This window comes from Clostridium sp. AM43-3BH (assembly GCF_003479985.1).
Classification (GTDB): Bacteria; Bacillota; Clostridia; order Lachnospirales; family Lachnospiraceae; genus Otoolea; species Otoolea fessa.
Genome location: NZ_QUIH01000001.1, coordinates 594,276 through 611,250, shown reverse-complemented (window position 1 = coordinate 611,250; position 16,975 = coordinate 594,276). Strand labels below are relative to the sequence as shown.

The 16,975-nt window shown below is 41.0% G+C and carries 14 protein-coding genes; all 14 read left to right on the top strand.

All coding sequences use genetic code 11. The annotated features are described in order from the left end of the window. The first annotated feature begins 130 nt into the window (after positions 1-130). The 14 genes from DW931_RS02640 (at position 131) to DW931_RS02585 (ending at position 16,971) form a co-directional block, all read left to right on the top strand. A complete protein-coding gene (locus DW931_RS02640; protein ID WP_118626878.1) occupies positions 131-673 on the top strand; it encodes a helix-turn-helix transcriptional regulator in 543 nt (180 codons plus the stop codon). Positions 674-757: 84 nt separating this feature from the next. Further along, on the top strand, positions 758-901 hold the full coding sequence (locus DW931_RS15830) for a hypothetical protein (protein WP_158576601.1): 144 nt from the start codon (positions 758-760) through the stop codon (positions 899-901). 163 nt (positions 902-1,064) lie between these two features. Next, on the top strand, positions 1,065-1,733 hold the full coding sequence (locus tag DW931_RS02635) for a sigma-70 family RNA polymerase sigma factor (protein WP_207664430.1): 669 nt from the start codon (positions 1,065-1,067) through the stop codon (positions 1,731-1,733). 477 nt (positions 1,734-2,210) lie between these two features. After that, positions 2,211-8,105 carry a SpaA isopeptide-forming pilin-related protein gene (locus DW931_RS02630; protein ID WP_347559418.1) on the top strand — a complete coding sequence of 1,965 codons (5,895 nt, stop codon included), beginning with the start codon at positions 2,211-2,213 and terminating at the stop codon, positions 8,103-8,105. 94 nt (positions 8,106-8,199) lie between these two features. Then, the gene (locus tag DW931_RS15825; protein ID WP_172697015.1) at positions 8,200-8,346 is read left to right on the top strand and encodes a hypothetical protein; all 147 of its coding nucleotides are present in this window, start codon (positions 8,200-8,202) and stop codon (positions 8,344-8,346) included. Beyond that, complete coding sequence (locus DW931_RS02625; RefSeq protein WP_087202978.1) at positions 8,339-8,578, top strand: hypothetical protein; 240 nt, start codon at positions 8,339-8,341, stop codon at positions 8,576-8,578. Before DW931_RS15825 ends, DW931_RS02625 begins: the two co-directional genes overlap by 8 nt. Continuing rightward, the gene (locus DW931_RS02620) at positions 8,571-9,479 is read left to right on the top strand and encodes a DUF6017 domain-containing protein (protein ID WP_118062440.1); all 909 of its coding nucleotides are present in this window, start codon (positions 8,571-8,573) and stop codon (positions 9,477-9,479) included. Before DW931_RS02625 ends, DW931_RS02620 begins: the two co-directional genes overlap by 8 nt. 24 nt (positions 9,480-9,503) lie before the next feature. After that, complete coding sequence (locus DW931_RS02615) at positions 9,504-10,025, top strand: PcfB family protein (RefSeq protein ID WP_118062439.1); 522 nt, start codon at positions 9,504-9,506, stop codon at positions 10,023-10,025. A 56-nt stretch (positions 10,026-10,081) separates the two neighbouring features. Further along, positions 10,082-11,971, top strand: coding sequence for a type IV secretory system conjugative DNA transfer family protein (locus DW931_RS02610; protein WP_347559421.1), 1,890 nt, complete (start codon positions 10,082-10,084; stop codon positions 11,969-11,971). Between the two features lie 133 nt (positions 11,972-12,104). Further along, positions 12,105-12,317 carry a Maff2 family mobile element protein gene (locus DW931_RS02605; RefSeq protein ID WP_005421639.1) on the top strand — a complete coding sequence of 71 codons (213 nt, stop codon included), beginning with the start codon at positions 12,105-12,107 and terminating at the stop codon, positions 12,315-12,317. Between the two features lie 27 nt (positions 12,318-12,344). Further along, a complete protein-coding gene (locus DW931_RS02600; RefSeq protein WP_118062437.1) occupies positions 12,345-13,214 on the top strand; it encodes a VirB6/TrbL-like conjugal transfer protein, CD1112 family in 870 nt (289 codons plus the stop codon). Positions 13,215-13,232: 18 nt separating this feature from the next. Beyond that, positions 13,233-13,787, top strand: a complete 555-nt coding sequence (locus tag DW931_RS02595; RefSeq protein WP_118626874.1) for an MT-A70 family methyltransferase — start codon at positions 13,233-13,235, stop codon at positions 13,785-13,787. Between the two features lie 6 nt (positions 13,788-13,793). Further along, positions 13,794-14,165 (top strand): PrgI family protein, encoded by a 372-nt coding sequence (locus DW931_RS02590; RefSeq protein ID WP_118626873.1) that lies wholly within the window; start codon positions 13,794-13,796, stop codon positions 14,163-14,165. Further along, positions 14,143-16,971: a VirB4-like conjugal transfer ATPase, CD1110 family gene (locus DW931_RS02585; protein ID WP_118626872.1), complete on the top strand. Its 2,829-nt coding sequence runs from the start codon at positions 14,143-14,145 to the stop codon at positions 16,969-16,971. Before DW931_RS02590 ends, DW931_RS02585 begins: the two co-directional genes overlap by 23 nt. The last annotated feature ends 4 nt before the right edge of the window (positions 16,972-16,975 follow it).

Genomic DNA, 16,975 nt, shown 5'->3' with positions numbered 1-16,975 from the left:
ACTTTTTTCTGGAACGGATTTTATGTATGGAATAGCCGGAATAGAAATGTCAATCATTTCGTCCGGCTATAATTGTCTTTATTTATAAGGCAACAATATAGAAAATCTGTTCAAGAAGGAGGTGGTTATAATGTCATCTGGCTGTGGGAAGCGAACTCAAGAAGATGTTGGAAAGCTTGTGGAATCCTGGCGTAAAATGGCTGGTTGGACACAGGAAACACTTGCAGGTTACTTGGGAATTTCAGCTAAACAATATCGGAGAATCTGTCGTAAATATGAGTATCAGTTTACAGGTACGCAGGCAAAATTTCTTTCAGAGCTGTCAGGAATAAGCATGGAGGATTTATTTCCTGATGTTGATATATGTATTGATTCGCGATTCTTGGCTAATATTAAAAAAATGCCAAGTTCACAGCAGACAGAGAAGATAACAATGGTAGAAATGGTAAATAGCGATGATGAAAATGATAATTTAATAATTGAATATGCAGGGGAAATAATGAGAATACAGGATAAAGAATTGAAGGCAGATATGACTAATCAATTAGGAGGTCTGGTGAAATTAAGTAGACGCTTAGATCAGAAAAAAAAAAGGTTAAACGTTCGTTCACAACATGGTGAATGGGCGTTTTTTTTTGCCACAAGTATAAAAGGGACAAAAATGTCCCCTTAAAATTTGAAAAAAACGTTTATATGTCCTTTTTCTGATTTTGATAATTGTTAAGATTAGACCATCACAAGAGAGGAGGTAGAAGCAATGACCAGAGATGAATACTTAGAATTTATCAGGCATCAGCCCTACGATTCAATGGGAGATTTTAGCTTCCTTTTGGATGAAAAAGCTGATAGCTCTGAAAATACTGCGACACAAGCAGTAAGAGACAATATGAACGCTGATTAATCTGCTGACAGGTTTTGCCTGTATAGCTGATTGATACATTAAGCAGCAAGGAGAGGCTTCGCAAGCCGCTCGGTATAAAAAAAACCGGGCAGATCGGAGTCTTTTTTTGCTGCTTTTTTTGTCTGCTGACAGCCCGGTGCCGAAAGGCAGAAAGGTGGTTGTCATGCTGACACTCAGAAAATTAAAAGAAATGATAGAGTCCCCGAAGAAAGGCGCAAAGAAGCCGACTCCTAAAAGTTTACGAGAGGGTAAGGCTCCGGTTATTGCTCAGAAAGTAATAAAGAGCGATACCGATCTGGTTACGATCACGGTTTATAAGAATGGATATGTAGTTTATGAGGCAATGAGTCGGGTAACGGTATTTCCAATCGAAGATATTTCCGGCTACCGCTATTCATCCGTGGCTGGAAGTAGTTATGGATGTGACCTGGATGAATCCTATTTTGAAGAAGCGGAATGGTATCTGCGTTTCCTTCTTCATGGAGAGGATCGCCTGAGTATCAATCTGGACAGTCGCAATCAGAAACATTGTGTTTCTTTATCTTCTGCTATGGAAGAAATGCAGTTATGTGAAACGGCAGCCGAGGATATGGAAGAAATGATTATTCAGCAGATGATGACAGAAAACATGATGAATATGCTGACATCAAATCAGAGAGAACTTGTTTATGCTCTTTATTTCGAACACCAGACTTTTCAGGAATATGCAGAGATTCATGGTATCAGTTCAGCAGCAGTCAACAACAGAAGAAAGAAGGCACTTGCAAGACTTAGTGCAAGTCTGACAGCAGATTCCGAAAACGATAAGAAAAAGAATTTGAGAAAAAAATAAAAAAATTTGCGAGAGGGGGTTGGTAAAACCCCTCTGCCGGGCTTTATAGGTGAAGGGTTAATTCTTCAGAAAGAAAAACCCGGACTTGTACCTTGACAATTTCATACCAGCAGCGAGAGGATACCCGGAATTTTTCAGCTACGCATTCTTGCGGCGGAATCCGGTGAAAACGTGAGGGAATACAGATGGGAGGCACCCTTTGCAGGAAAGATTACGAATTACCTCTTGCGGCTTATAAATGCTTGATCCTTATTTAAATTGTTATTTCCATAAACGGAGATGACAGCAGATACCATGTGGCGGTGCTTCGCTTAGTGCAGGTGCCGCCATATGCATGTGCTGTTATCAATGAATTGGTATCAGTAACAGATAAAGTTGTCAGGGAGGTGGTTTCAATGATTGGATAGTGCAGGTACAGACCTGCTGAAAAGAAAAACGATGATAAGTGAAGAAAGAGAGGATTAAGTCAAAATGAAAATGAAGTTCAAAAGATTCTTATCAGGAGTCATGGCAGTTGCCACGTTAGCGTCTGTAATCGTTCAGCCAGTAGCTGTTTCTGCATCGGAATTAGAACCGGAAGAAATACCGTTTGAACAGCAGTATCCGGAATTAAAAGATGTCCAGAATTCACTTGATTCAGATGAAATTGTGGCAGCAAATGACATTGAACTTGCCTATGGACAGGAATTTGAGGTGGAAGTAGATCTGTCTGGTATCGAAGGGGTAGATGAAAACAAAATGAAAATCTTATTCCATGAGGCAAAGAATGAAGATGGTGCAGATTTTGACACTCACACACCGGATACCTATAAGGCTGTGTATGCTGTGGAGCCGGTTAGCGGACATCCAGCTTATAGAATCAGCAGAAATATCACAGTGAAAGAGCCGGAAACAGAGCAGCAGTCAGAAAGTTCTTCTGAGATTGTAGTTGATGACAATGGCGATACAGGAGATACGGAGCTGAGTGATGACGATTCAGATTCGCACCGGGAAATAGAGAACGAGATTGATTCCGAAACTGGACTGACTGTTTCAGAAGCATTAGAACAGGCAGAAAGTAATGGAATTGATCTGTATGCAATGGATGCAGGAGAAACCATAACCTTTATGGCTTCAGCAGGAAATGCAAGAAGTTCACAGCAGGTTTCTGTTACAAGGGGAACCATGTATCGTTACGCAGATTATGGATATGGTAGTTACCTTACTTATCAGTATACTGTGAAATTTGGTAATGTATCTGCCACAGCATACTGTGTACAGCCATCCAAGCCGGGACCTGGTACTGGAACGTACACGATCAATAAGGTTGGAGATGGCAAGGCACTTGCGAAAGTATGTTATTACGGTACAAAGGCATCTGGAGATGATGGATTCTTTACAGAAGAGAATGGATATGGAAATTTAAGTGCCGGAGCCAGATTTATTCTGGTACACCTCGCAGCATCTTATGCAAATGGTAGTGGGGACGCTTTTTCAGGTGCAAACAGCACTGCACAGAATCTTGCAAAGAAACTTTATAATTATTGCGTTTCTCAACCGGATATTCCATCAGTGGCAATGTCTTTTTCTGATGCAAACGTAAAAGCCTATGTAGATGGTAACAGTCAGAGAACAAAGGATATTACTTTTAATGCCGATACATTACAGACAATTACCATGAAACTTCCGGCAGGGGTACAGCTTCATAACCTGACAACAGGAAAAACAAGTAAAGCTGGAGAAAGTGTTGAAATCTGTGGTGGCACAAAGTTTTATCTGTCTGCACCACTGACACAGGTAAGTGATGTGGCAGAGAGCTGGTCATCTACCATGAAGGGAAGCATTACAAAAGATTATTCTGCTTATAAGATTACCACAGGATCTGGAACACAGGATCTGGCACTGGTATTTGGAGAAGGTGTGGATGATGAAAAGTATGTGGACTTCAAAGTATCCTGGATTGAACTGGCAACCGTTGAAGTTGTGAAAAAAGATTCCACAGCAGATGTAAACCTTGCTGGTGCTGTATTTGGTATTTACAGCGATCCGGATTGCAAAAATCTGATTACTACAATGCCAGAAACGGACAGCAATGGCAAATCTTCTGCAACGATTGTAAAAACACAGGATACCGTATATCTGAAAGAAATCACAGCACCGAAAGGCTATGTACTTAATACGACAGCTTACAATGTGAAGCTGGTAGCAAGTAAGACTACATCCACAACAGTACCGGACAAGGAACAGCTTGGAGAACTGACAGTATATAAAGAAGGTCAGGTTCTTGCTGGTGCAGATGTTAGTGACAGTGGTGTTACATTTCAGTATGAAAACAGACGTCTGAAAGGTGCAGTATATAATGTATATGCCGGAGCGGATATTATGTCTGCTTATGGTGCGAAGATTTACAGCAAGGGTGATCTGGTAAAAGAAAATCTATCCACAGATGAAAACGGAGCATATGTTCTGAAAAATCTGCATCTTGGAACTTATGTTGTAAAGGAAATGCAGGCACCGGAGAATTTCTACAATGCAGGGGAAGAAAAAGAAGTAACACTTTCCTATGCAGGGCAGAATGTGGAAGTTGTATTTTCCGATGTGACATTTACAAATGACAGACAGAAAGCAGATGTGAATGTTGTGAAAAAGGATAACGATACAGAAAATCCGTTATCTGGAGGTATCTTCGCTCTGTATGCTGGCAGTGACATTGCAAATGCAGATGGAACAGTGGTTGTGAAGAAAGGAACACTGATTGAAAAAGCGACAACTGGAGCAGATGGAAAAGCAGCATTTACCGCAGATCTGCCGATTGGATTTTCTTATGTAGTGAAAGAAGAACAGGCACCAGAGAAATATCTGAGAAATTCAAAAGATGTATATACGGTCAAATTTGCGTACACCAATGATAATGAGCCGAAAGTTTCATTTACACATACGTTTGTGAATGAGAGAGTTAAAGCTAAGATTACTCTGGAAAAGAGAGACGCTGAGACGAAACAGGCAGTTGCACAGGGAGACGCAACACTGGAAAAAGCAGTATATGGACTGTATGCCCGTAATGATATTGTTCATCCGGACGGTGCGACTGGTGTAATCTACAAAGCAGGGGAACAGGTTGCTACACTGACTACGGATAAGAATGGACAGGCTTCTGTGGATAATCTGTACCTGGGAGATTACTTTGTGAAGGAGATTAGTCCATCTGTTGGCTATCTGGCAGATGAAAATGAGTATGACCTGGTTTGCAACTATGAAGGTGATCTAGTTGCTGAGGTCAAACGTGATTGTACTTCACTGGAACAGGTAATCAAACAGCCATTCCAGATTATTAAAGCAGCCAATAATGGCAAGACAGACGCTGATCTTTTGGCAGGAGCAGGATTCAGTGCTTATCTGGAGTCTTCTCTGACAAAGAAAGCGGACGGAAGTTATGATTTTGATTCAGCTACGCCGGTTGTAATTGGAGAAAATGGTGCAACAGAAATCTTTACAGACGAAAAAGGATATGCTTGCAGTATTGCACTTCCGTATGGAACTTATATTGTACGGGAAACAACGACACCGCACAATTATACTCCGGTGGATGATTTTACAGTTCGCATTACAGAGAATCATCCAAACACACCACAGACATGGCGTGTGCTTCTGGATGATGAATTTGAAGCGAAGTTAAAAATTATCAAACAGGATGATGAGACGAAAAAGCCAGTTTTACAGAAAAATACAGAGTTCAAGATCTATGATTTGGATAATAAGAAGTATGTAGAACAGGTTACCACTTATCCGACTACGGTGAAACATAAGTCTTATTTTACAGACGAGCAGGGATATTTGATTCTTCCGCAGAATCTGAAAATTGGAAAGTACCGTATTGAGGAGGTAAAGGCACCGTTTGGCTATACGCTGAACGAAAATTACTATGAGGTAACAGTGGATTCCAACACTGCATATCAGATGGAAGGAACTTCAGGGGATGTGATCATCGAAGTGATTTATGAGAATCATCCGGTTAAGGGAGAACTGACTATCGTGAAGAAAGGCGAAGTTCTGGATGGATTTGAAGATGATTTTACATATCAGACAGAAAATCTGGAAGGAGCAGAGTTTGAAGTTTATGCAGCAGAGGACATTTATACTGCAGATTTCCAGAAAGACGATAATGGAAACCGTATTCTGGAATATGCAGCAGGTACACTGGTAAAAACGGTTACAACCGATAAAGATGGAAATGCGGTCCTGAAGAATCTTCCACTTGGAAGTTATAAGATTGTGGAAACGTCTGCACCGGAAGGTTTTGTTTTAAATAGCGAAGCACAGACAATTAAATTCTCTTACAAAGACCAGGAAACACCAGTGATCGAACAGACAGCTACATTTGACAATGAACGTCAGAAAGTGGAAATTTCAGTGGTTAAGCAGGATGCGGATAATGAAGCACCAGTTGCAGGAGCAGAATTTGGACTGTATGCAAAAGCAGATATAGAAGCTCACGGAACAGTGATCGTGGAGGCTGATACACTGATTGGAACCGCAATTTCCGATGAGAATGGAAAGGCTGTATTTACACAGGATCTGCCATTTGGAGAGTATTATATCAAAGAACTGGCAGCCCCGAATGGCTATGTATCTTCTGATGAAGTGATTGAAGTGAAAGCTGAATATCAGGGACAAGAAGTAAAAGTTGTACAGGTTGCTTGTGTATTTAAGAATCAGCCGACCAAAATTGAGGTTTCCAAGTCTGATCTTACGACAGGAGTAGAGTTATCTGGTGCGACACTTACTGTGCTGGATAAGGATGGAAATGTAGTTGACACATGGAAATCTGTGAAGGGTGAGAAACATCTGATTGAACGTCTGACCGTAGGAGAAACCTATACACTTCGGGAAGAACTGGCTCCGTATGGGTATCTGAAAGCAGAAGAAATTACTTTTACTATCGAGGATACCGGAGAAATCCAGAAGGTGGAAATGAAAGATGATGTGCCAACAGGAACAATTCTTATTAATAAAAATGGAGAGTTCCTGGATAAAGTGACCCCACTGGATTCTGTGGGTGGCTGGATCAGTCATTTATTCCAATATGTGACAGGAAATCTGAAAGACGTTACGTTTGAAGTTTATGCACTGGAAGACGTGAAAGCGGCTGATGGAGAAAGTGAGGATTACTACAAAAAAGATGAACTGGTAGCAACCATTATGACGGATGATACCGGAGTTGCCAAAGTATCAGGACTTCCGCTTGGCAAGTATTATGTAAAAGAGAAAGCTACGGTGGATGGTTTTGTCCTTGATGATAAGGCAAGAGAAATTGATCTGACATACAGAGATCAGGATACTGCAGAAGTAACTTACTCTGCTGACTGGCAGAACAACCGTCAGAAAGCGGAGGTAGAAGTTGTGAAAAAAGAGAAAGATTCTGATCGAGTGCTGGAAGGGGCTGTGTTTGCTCTTTGTGCGAAAAATGATATTACAGGTGCTGATGGAAAGGTGATTCTGAAAGCGGATTCTGTGATTGAAGAACTTGCAACTGATAAAGAGGGTAAATTGACATTTACGGCAGACCTGCCGATTGGCTTTGAGTATTATATCAAAGAAACCACTCCGGCACCTGGTTTTGCAACAACAGATGAAGTACAGGAGTTTAAGTTCGAATATGAAGGTGCAGACAAGGAAAAAGTAACATATTCCTTTACTTTTGAGGACGAGCCTACTGTAATTGAAGTTACCAAGACATCTCTGACAGATGGAAAAGAACTGGAAGGGGCAAAACTTCAGGTAACTGATGAAGATGGTAAGGTGGTAGATTCCTGGACTTCCGGCAAAGAAGCTCATATCATCAAAGAGTTGGTAGTAGGACGCAAATATACTCTGACAGAAACAAAACCGGCAGACGGTTATGTAACAGCAGAAAGCATTACCTTTACCATTGAAGATACTGCAAAACCGCAGAAAATTGAAATGAAAGATGATGTGACGAAGGTAGAAATCTCTAAGACGGATATTTCCGGTAAAGAACTGCCAGGAGCAAAACTGACAATTCTCGACAAAGACGGTAAAACGGTAGAGAGCTGGACTTCTGAGGAGAAACCGCATTACATTGAAATGCTTCCGATTGGGGAGTATACACTTCGGGAAGAATCTGCCCCGGATGGTTATCTGATAGCTGAGGACGTGAAGTTTACAGTTGAAGATACTGGGGAAATCCAGAAAGTAGTTATGAAGGATGAAACAAAACCAACAGAAACACCAGTGCCGGAAAACCCAACCACACAGGTAACAGATACACCGAAAACAGGTGATGATACACACATGCTTCTTTGGATTCTGCTTGCAGTAGCAGGTATGGCAGGTGCAGTATCAGCAGTGTGGGTAGTGAGAAAAAAGAAATAAGAAACCTTTGACCAGGAGGGCATTTATGGACAGAATTGATTCATAAATGCCCTCTTTTTGCTAATACTAAGAAAAAATGAAAGGGGAATGTATTTTGAAACAGATATTGATTATTGCAGGAGTAGCGGTTATTGCAGCGGTTAATTTTGTAATGTACTGCTGTCTGAGAGTGGCATCACAGGAGGATCAGATGTTGGAACGAATGAGTAAAAGAAGGGAGCAGGAAGGAGACGATGATTAGATATGCAGAAGACAAGCCGAAGTCCTGTGAATACTGTTACTTTTGGAATGAGAAGAAGAAAGAATGCAGGCAGATGAGATGTTTTTATCAGCTTCCGGAGAAGCCGCCTGACCCAGATCCGCTTCATCGCTACTGGGTTCCATGTAAAGGCTGCCCATATGGGAAAAGTCCCTGCATTGGCTATTGCATGGCGAAAATATTAAAAGAACAGAGAGAGAAGAAGTCTGGATAATCGTACATATGCCTTTCCATATCATTATGGGGAGGAAGCTGAGCAGTACACGTTCTACCGGATTCCTAAGATTCTTTTTGTAAGCCCAGTATTTGGAAACTTATCCTGTGAGGCAAAATTGCTGTATGGATTATTGCTTGACCGTATGCAGTTATCTATGAAGAACCGATGGCTGGATGCAGAGGGCAAAGTATATATCTATTTTTCACAGGAACAGATTTCAGGACTTATGGGATGTGGAGTGAAAAAAGTCCGGTGCCTGTTAAAAGAACTGGATGACAGAAAAGGAATCGGGTTGATTACAAGAGTCAGGCAGGGATTAGGAAATCCCGATAGAATTTATGTAAAAAAATGTGTATCACCAGACAGGTTAAAGGGAAACTTGCAGTACGGTCAAAATGACCTGTCAGGAAAGGCAGAAATGACCGATACAGACAGGTGCAAATTGCCAGGTAATGATATAGAGGATAGTAATACTGAGAATAACGATACAGAGTATCATTCATTCTATTCGGATAGCAGTGAAATGAAAAGAAAAGAGGCAGAGCGTAGTGCCTATCAGCAGATTATTAAAGAGAATATTGGCTATGCCTATATTGTAGATGAGTTTAACCAGCAGATGTTGGATGAAATTGTCGGTCTGATGGTAGATGTGGTGTGCTCGGAACAGGAATTTATACGGATTGGAGGAGACAGAAAACCGCTTTCCGTTGTAAAAAGTCAGTTTCTGAAATTGGATTCAGAACATATGCGATTTGTTCTTCACTGTATGAAAGAAAATACCAGTAAGGTATTGAACATGAGGCAATATTTACTGGCAGTATTGTATAATGCACCATTAACGATCAGCAATTATTATTCATCTCTGGTACAACACGATATGTATGAAGGAAATATATGATTTTACGGAAAGGAAGTGATTCAGGTGCAGGAGGAGGTAAATGAGAAAACGGTATCATTGTGTATTACCGGTGGCAAAGTAACAGTTCGCTTATTAAAACAGGCAATGATGAGATTCCTGGCTGCAATGGAAAAAGAAAAGGTGGAAAGATCAAGAAAACAGCAGCAGACAAAAGGACCGCCGGATAAAGAATACCATGGAAAGCAGAGCATGAAGAAGCTGGCACAGCAGAACGTACAGCTTTCCAATATTGAGATTACGGATAATAATATCAAGGCTTTTGAGAAAGTGGCGAAGAAATATGGCATTGATTTTAGCCTGAAGCGTGATAAGTCCGTAGATCCACCCAGATACTTTGTCTTTTTTAAAGCAAGGGACGTGGATGTAATGACAGCAGCATTTCGGGAGTTTACTGGAAAGACACTGAATAAAGCGAAAAAGCCGTCTGTCAGAAAGAAATTACAGGAAGCGATTACTGCCAGAAGCCAGGACAAGCAGCGAGAGCGGGAAAAAACAAAAGAGAAACAGAAGGAGCCGACGTTATGATTGGAATAAAGAATTTAAAGAAGAAACTCAAAGGATTCCAGGTACGTCCGCCCAATATGGAGAAAGCGAAGAAGGTTTTGTTGTATCTGCCATATGTGATTGTGTTCTATGTGGCAGGTAAATTTACCTGGCTGTATCAGTATTGCCGGGGCAGCACCGTGATAGACAGACTTGTTGTTCTGCTTACGAATTATCCTCTGGCTTTTAAGGACTGGCGTCCATGCTTTCAACTGAAAAGTCTGGTGGCAGGTACAGTTGCAGCAGTCAGCATATGGGGAGTCGTATATTTTAAGGGCAAAAATGGAAAAAAGTTCCGACAGGGTGAAGAATATGGTTCTGCACGTTGGGGAAATGAAAAAGACATAGCACCCTTTATTGATCCGGTCTTCGAGAATAATATCTTACTGACACAGACAGAGCGGTTGACGATGAACAGCCGACCAAAGAAACCCAAGTATGCCAGAAATAAGAACGTAATCGTGATCGGAGGCTCAGGTAGCGGTAAGACCAGATTCTATGTAAAACCACAGCTTATGCAAATGCCGGATAATGTGAGTTTCGTGGTCACCGACCCCAAGGGAACCATCATTGTAGAATGCGGTAAAATGCTGGCAAGGGGAACACCGAAGAAGGATAAAAACGGAAAAATTATGCGTGATAAACATGGCAGAGTAATCATGTCACCGTATAAAATTAAAGTGCTGAATACGATTAACTTTGCAAAAAGTATGCACTACAATCCATTCCATTATATTCGTTCGGAAAAAGATATTCTGAAACTGGTAAATACCATCATGGTGAATACGAAGGGCGAGGGCGAAAAGTCCAATGAAGATTTCTGGACGAAAGCGGAACGTCTGCTGTATTGTGCTTTGATTGGGTATATCTGGTATGAAGCACCAGAGGAAGAACAGAATTTTTCAACTCTGCTGGAGTTTATCAATGCTTCTGAGACAAGAGAGGAAGATGAAGAATTTAAAAATGCAGTCGATGAACTGTTTGAGGAATTGGAAAGAGACAATCCGAACCATTTTGCAGTAAGGCAGTATAAAAAATACAAACTGGCGGCAGGAAAGACAGCAAAGAGTATTTTAATCAGTTGTGGTGCCAGACTTGCTCCATTTGATATTGCTGAACTTCGGGAGCTGATGTCTTATGATGAAATGGAACTGGATATGATTGGAGATCAGAGGACTGCACTGTTCATCATTATCTCTGATACCGATGATACATTTAACTTTGTAGTGGCGATGATGTACAGTCAGCTTTTTAATCTGTTATGTGACAGGGCAGACGATGTTCATCATGGAAGACTGCCTTATCATGTGCGAATCCTCTGTGACGAGTTCGCAAATATCGGCCAGATTCCGAAGTTTGATAAGCTCATTGCAACCATCCGAAGCAGAGAAATCTCAGCGTCCATTATCCTGCAATCACAGTCTCAGCTTAAAACAATTTACAGGGATGCAGCCGAAACCATTACAGGCAACTGTGACACAATGTTGTTCCTTGGTGGTAAGGAAAGTACCACATTGAAGGAAATTTCAGAGACACTGGGAAAGGAGACAATTGATTTATATAATACCTCAGATACAAGAGGTCAGAGCCGGTCTTATGGATTGAATTATCAGAAGACAGGCAAAGAACTGATGAGCCGGGATGAACTGGCAGTCATGGATGGTAATAAATGTATTTTACAGTTACGTGGTGTCCGTCCATTTTACAGTGACAAGTTTGACATCACAAAACATAAGCGGTATAAGCAGTTATCCGATTATGACAAAAAAAATGAGTTTCATGTGGAAGAATACATGAAACACCAGATGGAAGTACGGCTGAAGCCGGAAGAACAGTTTGACCTTTATGTGTATGAAGGAAGCGAACTGGAAAAGCAAATAAATATTGAAAAAGAAGGCACAGGGCATGTAGAGGAAAACAATACATAGCTCTTTTTTGATGCCCTTTTGGGAGGTAATACTATGCACAAGCATGAAAGACCGCCCATTAGGGCGGAACCTCTGAGTAGAAATTACCGGAACAATACAACAAAGCAGGAATTTCGAAAGGAGAACATAGATTATGGCGTTTTTTACATCAGCAATTAATATTTTACAGACTCTCGTAGTCGCTATTGGAGCCGGATTAGCAGTTTGGGGAGTAATCAATCTGCTGGAAGGTTATGGAAACGATAACCCTGGAGCAAAATCACAGGGAATTAAGCAGCTTATGGCAGGTGGCGGTGTCGTTCTGATCGGTACACAGCTTGTACCATTACTGGCGAACCTTTTTTAGCCGGGAAGGTAAGAAGGGAGAACACGCATGGATAAGATTTTTGAAGCAATAGAAGAATGGATGCGGAACCTTCTTACAGGCATGGTTAGCTCAAACCTGACAAACATGTTTACTGACGTAAATGAAAAAACAGGAGACATTGCAAGTCAGGTTGGGCAAACGCCTCAGGGATGGAGCGGCAGTATCTTCAGTCTGATTCAGAATCTGTCAGACTCCGTGATTGTGCCGATTGCCGGAATGATTATAACCTTTGTGCTGTGCTATGAGTTGATTTCTATGCTCACAGAAAAGAACAACATGCATGACATTGATACATGGATGTTCTTTAAATATTTTTTCAAAATGTGGGTGGCGGTCTGGTTTGTAAGCAATGCGTTTACGATTACCATGGCGATTTTTGATGTGGGTCAGAATGTGGTAAACCGGGCAGCAGGAGTGATCAATCAGCAGACAGCAATCAACATTGATTCGGTAGTTACGTCAATGGAAACTGCGATGGAGTCAATGGAGGTAGGAGAGCTGATCATATTGGCATTAGAAACTCTTTTGGCGAGTCTGTGCCTGAAGGTTATATCCATATTTATAACGGTTATTTTATATGGTCGTATGATAGAAATTTATCTGTATTCGTCAATCGGAGCAATTCCATTTGCAACCATGAGCAATCGGGAATGGGGACAGATTGGCAGCAACTATTTAAGAGGACTCTTTGCACTGGCATTCCAGGGATTTTTCATTATGGTATGCGTGGGTATTTATTCGGTTCTGGTTGCAAATATACAGGTGTCAGATAACGTGCATACAGCACTGCTCAGTGTAATGGCTTATACAGTGATACTGTGTTTCAGTCTTATGAAGACAGCTAATTTCTCAAAGAGCATATTTAATGCACACTAAACGAAGGAGGAGAAGGTATTGGAAAAATATCAGATTATTTATGCAGATCCGCCATGGCAATATCGAAATGCTAAAGGAACGGGCGTTGCCGAAAATCATTATAAGACAATGTCAGTGGAGGAGATTTGCAGCCTGCCGGTTAAGAAATGGACTGACAAAAATGCTGTGTTGTTTTTATGGGTCACATGCCCGCAGTTACCTGAAGCATTTAAGGTAATGAAAGCATGGGGATTTGAATATAAAACAGTTGGATTTGTCTGGTTAAAACCAAAACGAGCCGGAGACGGATATGTATTGGGAATGGGATATTGGACACGTTCCAATGTAGAAATATGTTTGATGGCTACAAAAGGGAAACCCAGGCGAAAGTCAAAAACAGTTTCACAGCTTATTTTTTCTCCACGGGAAAAACACAGCAAGAAACCAGATATAACAAGAGATTTGATTGTGGAACTTATGGGAGATTTACCAAGGCTGGAAATGTTTGCGAGGGAGAGTACACCTGGATGGGATGTCTGGGGGAATGAAGTGAACAGTACAGTAGATATTTTAAATCGTGAAGATGGGAGATGATGGAGGATGGCTTTTGTATCTGTACCCAAAGATCTGACAAAGGTAAAAAATAAGATTATTTTGAACCTTACGAAACGTCAGCTTATCTGCCTAGGCATTGCAGGAGCAGTTGGGCTTCCGTTTTATTTCCTTACAAGAGGACTGATTGGTTCAAGTAATGCGGCAACCGGAATGTGTCTGTTGATGCTTCCGGCTTTTTTATTTGCCATGTATGAAAAGGACGGACTTCCACTGGAAATAGTCCTGAAAAATATGATTACAGTAAAATTCATCCGTCCGCCAGTACGGAAGTATGAGGTTGAAAATTTGTATGAGAAAAAGAAAATTGTGACAAAAGCGAAAGGAGGTACTGCTCATGGAAAAAAGAAAAGACGATAAAGGGCAGTCTCAGCATACTGAGGGTTCCGTTTATCAGGAGAACTGGTGGCTGGATGAAGAAGATTCAGAAGAACTGCCAGTGTTTGATCCGGATGAAGCAGAAGATTATGCCAAGCACAGACAGCGTTTAACTGGAGAACCTGTGGTTACGGGGTATGAGGCTCTGGAAAGACGCAGAGGTGTTCGCAGACCAAGGCGTAAACTTACCAGACGTGAGAAACGTGCGTTGAAAAAAGCACAAAAATATGAGGAGAAACTGCATAAGACACAGGAAAAGGAAGATAAAAAGAGGGCAAAACAGGAGGAAAAACAAAAAGCCCGTGAAGAAAAAGCAGAAGAAAAACGTGCGAAAAAGGAGAAAAATAGAAAACAGAAACCTCAATCATCAGCTTCTGCAAAGGGAAAATCAAAAGTAAAAAGCAGTTCCGTAAAAAAAGCAGGCAGCAAGGGTAACACGGCATCGAAAAAAGAGAAGAAGATTACTGCACAGCAGTCTATTCCATACAGGGAAATGGGAAAGGATGGAATCTGCCGTGTTGAGGATGGATATTATTCCAAGACAATCCGTTTTTACGACATCAACTATCAGTTGGCTCAGAACGAAGATAAAAATACAATCTTTGAAAACTGGTGTGACTTTTTGAATTATTTTGACAGCACAATTCATTTCCAGTTGTCCTTTATCAATCATCACAGCAATATGACAGAGTATGAGGACGTGATTCGGATTAAGAAACAGAATGACAGTTTTGACGATCTGCGTACAGAATTTGCACAGATGCTCAGAAACCAGCTTGCAAAGGGAAATAACGGACTTGTCAGAACAAAGTACCTTACATTTGGAATTGAAGCAGATAATATTCGGGAAGCAAAACCAAAGCTGGAACGTATTGAAACGGATATTCTGAATAATTTCAAAATACTGGGTGTATCGGCATATCCGTTGAATGGTGTGGAGCGTTTACAGATTATGTATGAAACATTTAACCAGGACAGTAAAGTACCGTTTCAGTTCAGTTACGATGATGTATTGCGTACTGGATTGAATACGAAGGACTATATTGCTCCATCCAGTTTCCTGTTTAAGAACGGAAAAGATTTTCGGATGGGAGATACGATGGGTGCAGTTTCCTACTTGCAGATTCTGGCACCGGAGCTGACGGACAAAATGCTTGCAGAGTTTCTGGAAATGGACTGTAATCTGCTTGTCAATCTGCATATCCAGTCCATTGACCAGATGAAAGCAATCAAACTGGTAAAGGCAAAGGTTACAGACATTAACCGTATGAAAATTGAGGAACAGAAGAAGGCAGTTCGTTCCGGATATGATATGGACATCATTCCTTCCGACTTGAATACATACGGAGGGGAAGCGAAACGTCTTCTGGAAGATTTGCAGTCCAGAAATGAGCGAATGTTTCTTGTAACGGTGGTGTTTTTAAATACTGCGAAAGATAAACAGGAACTTGAAAATGTTGTGTTTCAGACAGCAGGCATTGCACAGAAATATAACTGTGCATTGAAAAGACTGGATTATCAGCAGGAACCGGGACTTATGAGCTGCCTTCCATTGGGGAAAAACTGGATTCCAATCAAGCGTGCATTGACAACGACTTCAACTGCTATTTTTGTTCCATTTACGACACAGGAATTATTTATGGCAGGGGAATCTATCTATTACGGCTTAAATGCTTTATCCAACAATTTGATTATGGCTGACCGTAAAAAACTGAAGAATCCGAATGGACTGATTGTTGGTACACCGGGTGCTGGTAAATCATTTGCGGCAAAGCGTGAGATTACGAATGTTTTTATCGTTACGAAAGATGACATTATTATCTGTGATCCGGAGGGCGAGTATTTTCCATTAGTCCGGGCATTTAAGGGGCAGGTCATCCGTATCTCCCCAAACAGTCATGATTATATTAATCCGATGGATATTAACCTAAACTATGCTGATGACGATGATCCGCTTTCGCTGAAATCAGATTTTATCCTTTCCCTTTGCGAGCTTATTGTAGGTGGAAAGAATGGACTGGAACCAGTAGAAAAGACAATTATTGACCGTTGTGTACGATTGGTGTATCAGGATTATCTTGAAGACCCAGTACCAGAGAAAATGCCAATTCTGGAAGATTTATACAATCTGCTTCGGAAACAGGAAGAAGCAGAAGCACAGAGACTGGCAACTGCATTGGAGATTTACGTTAATGGTTCTTTAAAAGTGTTCAATCACCGTACTAATGTAGAACTGAATAACCGTCTGGTATGTTTCGATATTAAAGATTTAGGAAAACAGCTTAAAAAGCTGGGAATGCTGATTGTTCAGGATCAGGTGTGGAACAGGGTTACGATTAACCGTTCCGTCCATAAATCAACCAGGTACTATATTGATGAGTTCCATTTGCTTTTGAAGGAGGAACAGACAGCAGCATACAGTGTAGAAATTTGGAAGCGATTCCGTAAATGGGGCGGTATTCCGACTGGTATCACACAGAACGTAAAGGATCTGCTTGCTTCAAGAGAAATCGAGAACATTTTTGAAAATTCGGATTTTATTCTGATGTTGAATCAGGCTTCTGGAGACAGGCAGATCTTGGCAAAACAGCTTAATATTTCGCCACATCAGTTGTCTTATGTGACCAATAGCGGGGCAGGAGAAGGTCTTATTTTTTACGGAAATACGATTATTCCGTTTAAAGACAGATTTGATAATTCTCTTATGCTTTATGCATTAATGTCATCGAAACCGGAAGATGTGGAGAAACGTGAAAAACTTGGTATTAAGGGCAGAGATGACGTTTAAAGAG

Coding starts and splice junctions, on each gene's coding strand:
- DW931_RS02640 (WP_118626878.1), top strand. CDS start 131: ATGTCATCTGGCTGTGGGAAGCGAACTCAAGAAGATGTTGGAAAGCTT.
- DW931_RS15830 (WP_158576601.1), top strand. CDS start 758: ATGACCAGAGATGAATACTTAGAATTTATCAGGCATCAGCCCTACGAT.
- DW931_RS02635 (WP_207664430.1), top strand. CDS start 1,065: ATGCTGACACTCAGAAAATTAAAAGAAATGATAGAGTCCCCGAAGAAA.
- DW931_RS02630 (WP_347559418.1), top strand. CDS start 2,211: ATGAAGTTCAAAAGATTCTTATCAGGAGTCATGGCAGTTGCCACGTTA.
- DW931_RS02625 (WP_087202978.1), top strand. CDS start 8,339: ATGATTAGATATGCAGAAGACAAGCCGAAGTCCTGTGAATACTGTTAC.
- DW931_RS02610 (WP_347559421.1), top strand. CDS start 10,082: ATGGAGAAAGCGAAGAAGGTTTTGTTGTATCTGCCATATGTGATTGTG.
- DW931_RS02605 (WP_005421639.1), top strand. CDS start 12,105: ATGGCGTTTTTTACATCAGCAATTAATATTTTACAGACTCTCGTAGTC.
- DW931_RS02600 (WP_118062437.1), top strand. CDS start 12,345: ATGGATAAGATTTTTGAAGCAATAGAAGAATGGATGCGGAACCTTCTT.
- DW931_RS02590 (WP_118626873.1), top strand. CDS start 13,794: ATGGCTTTTGTATCTGTACCCAAAGATCTGACAAAGGTAAAAAATAAG.
- DW931_RS02585 (WP_118626872.1), top strand. CDS start 14,143: ATGGAAAAAAGAAAAGACGATAAAGGGCAGTCTCAGCATACTGAGGGT.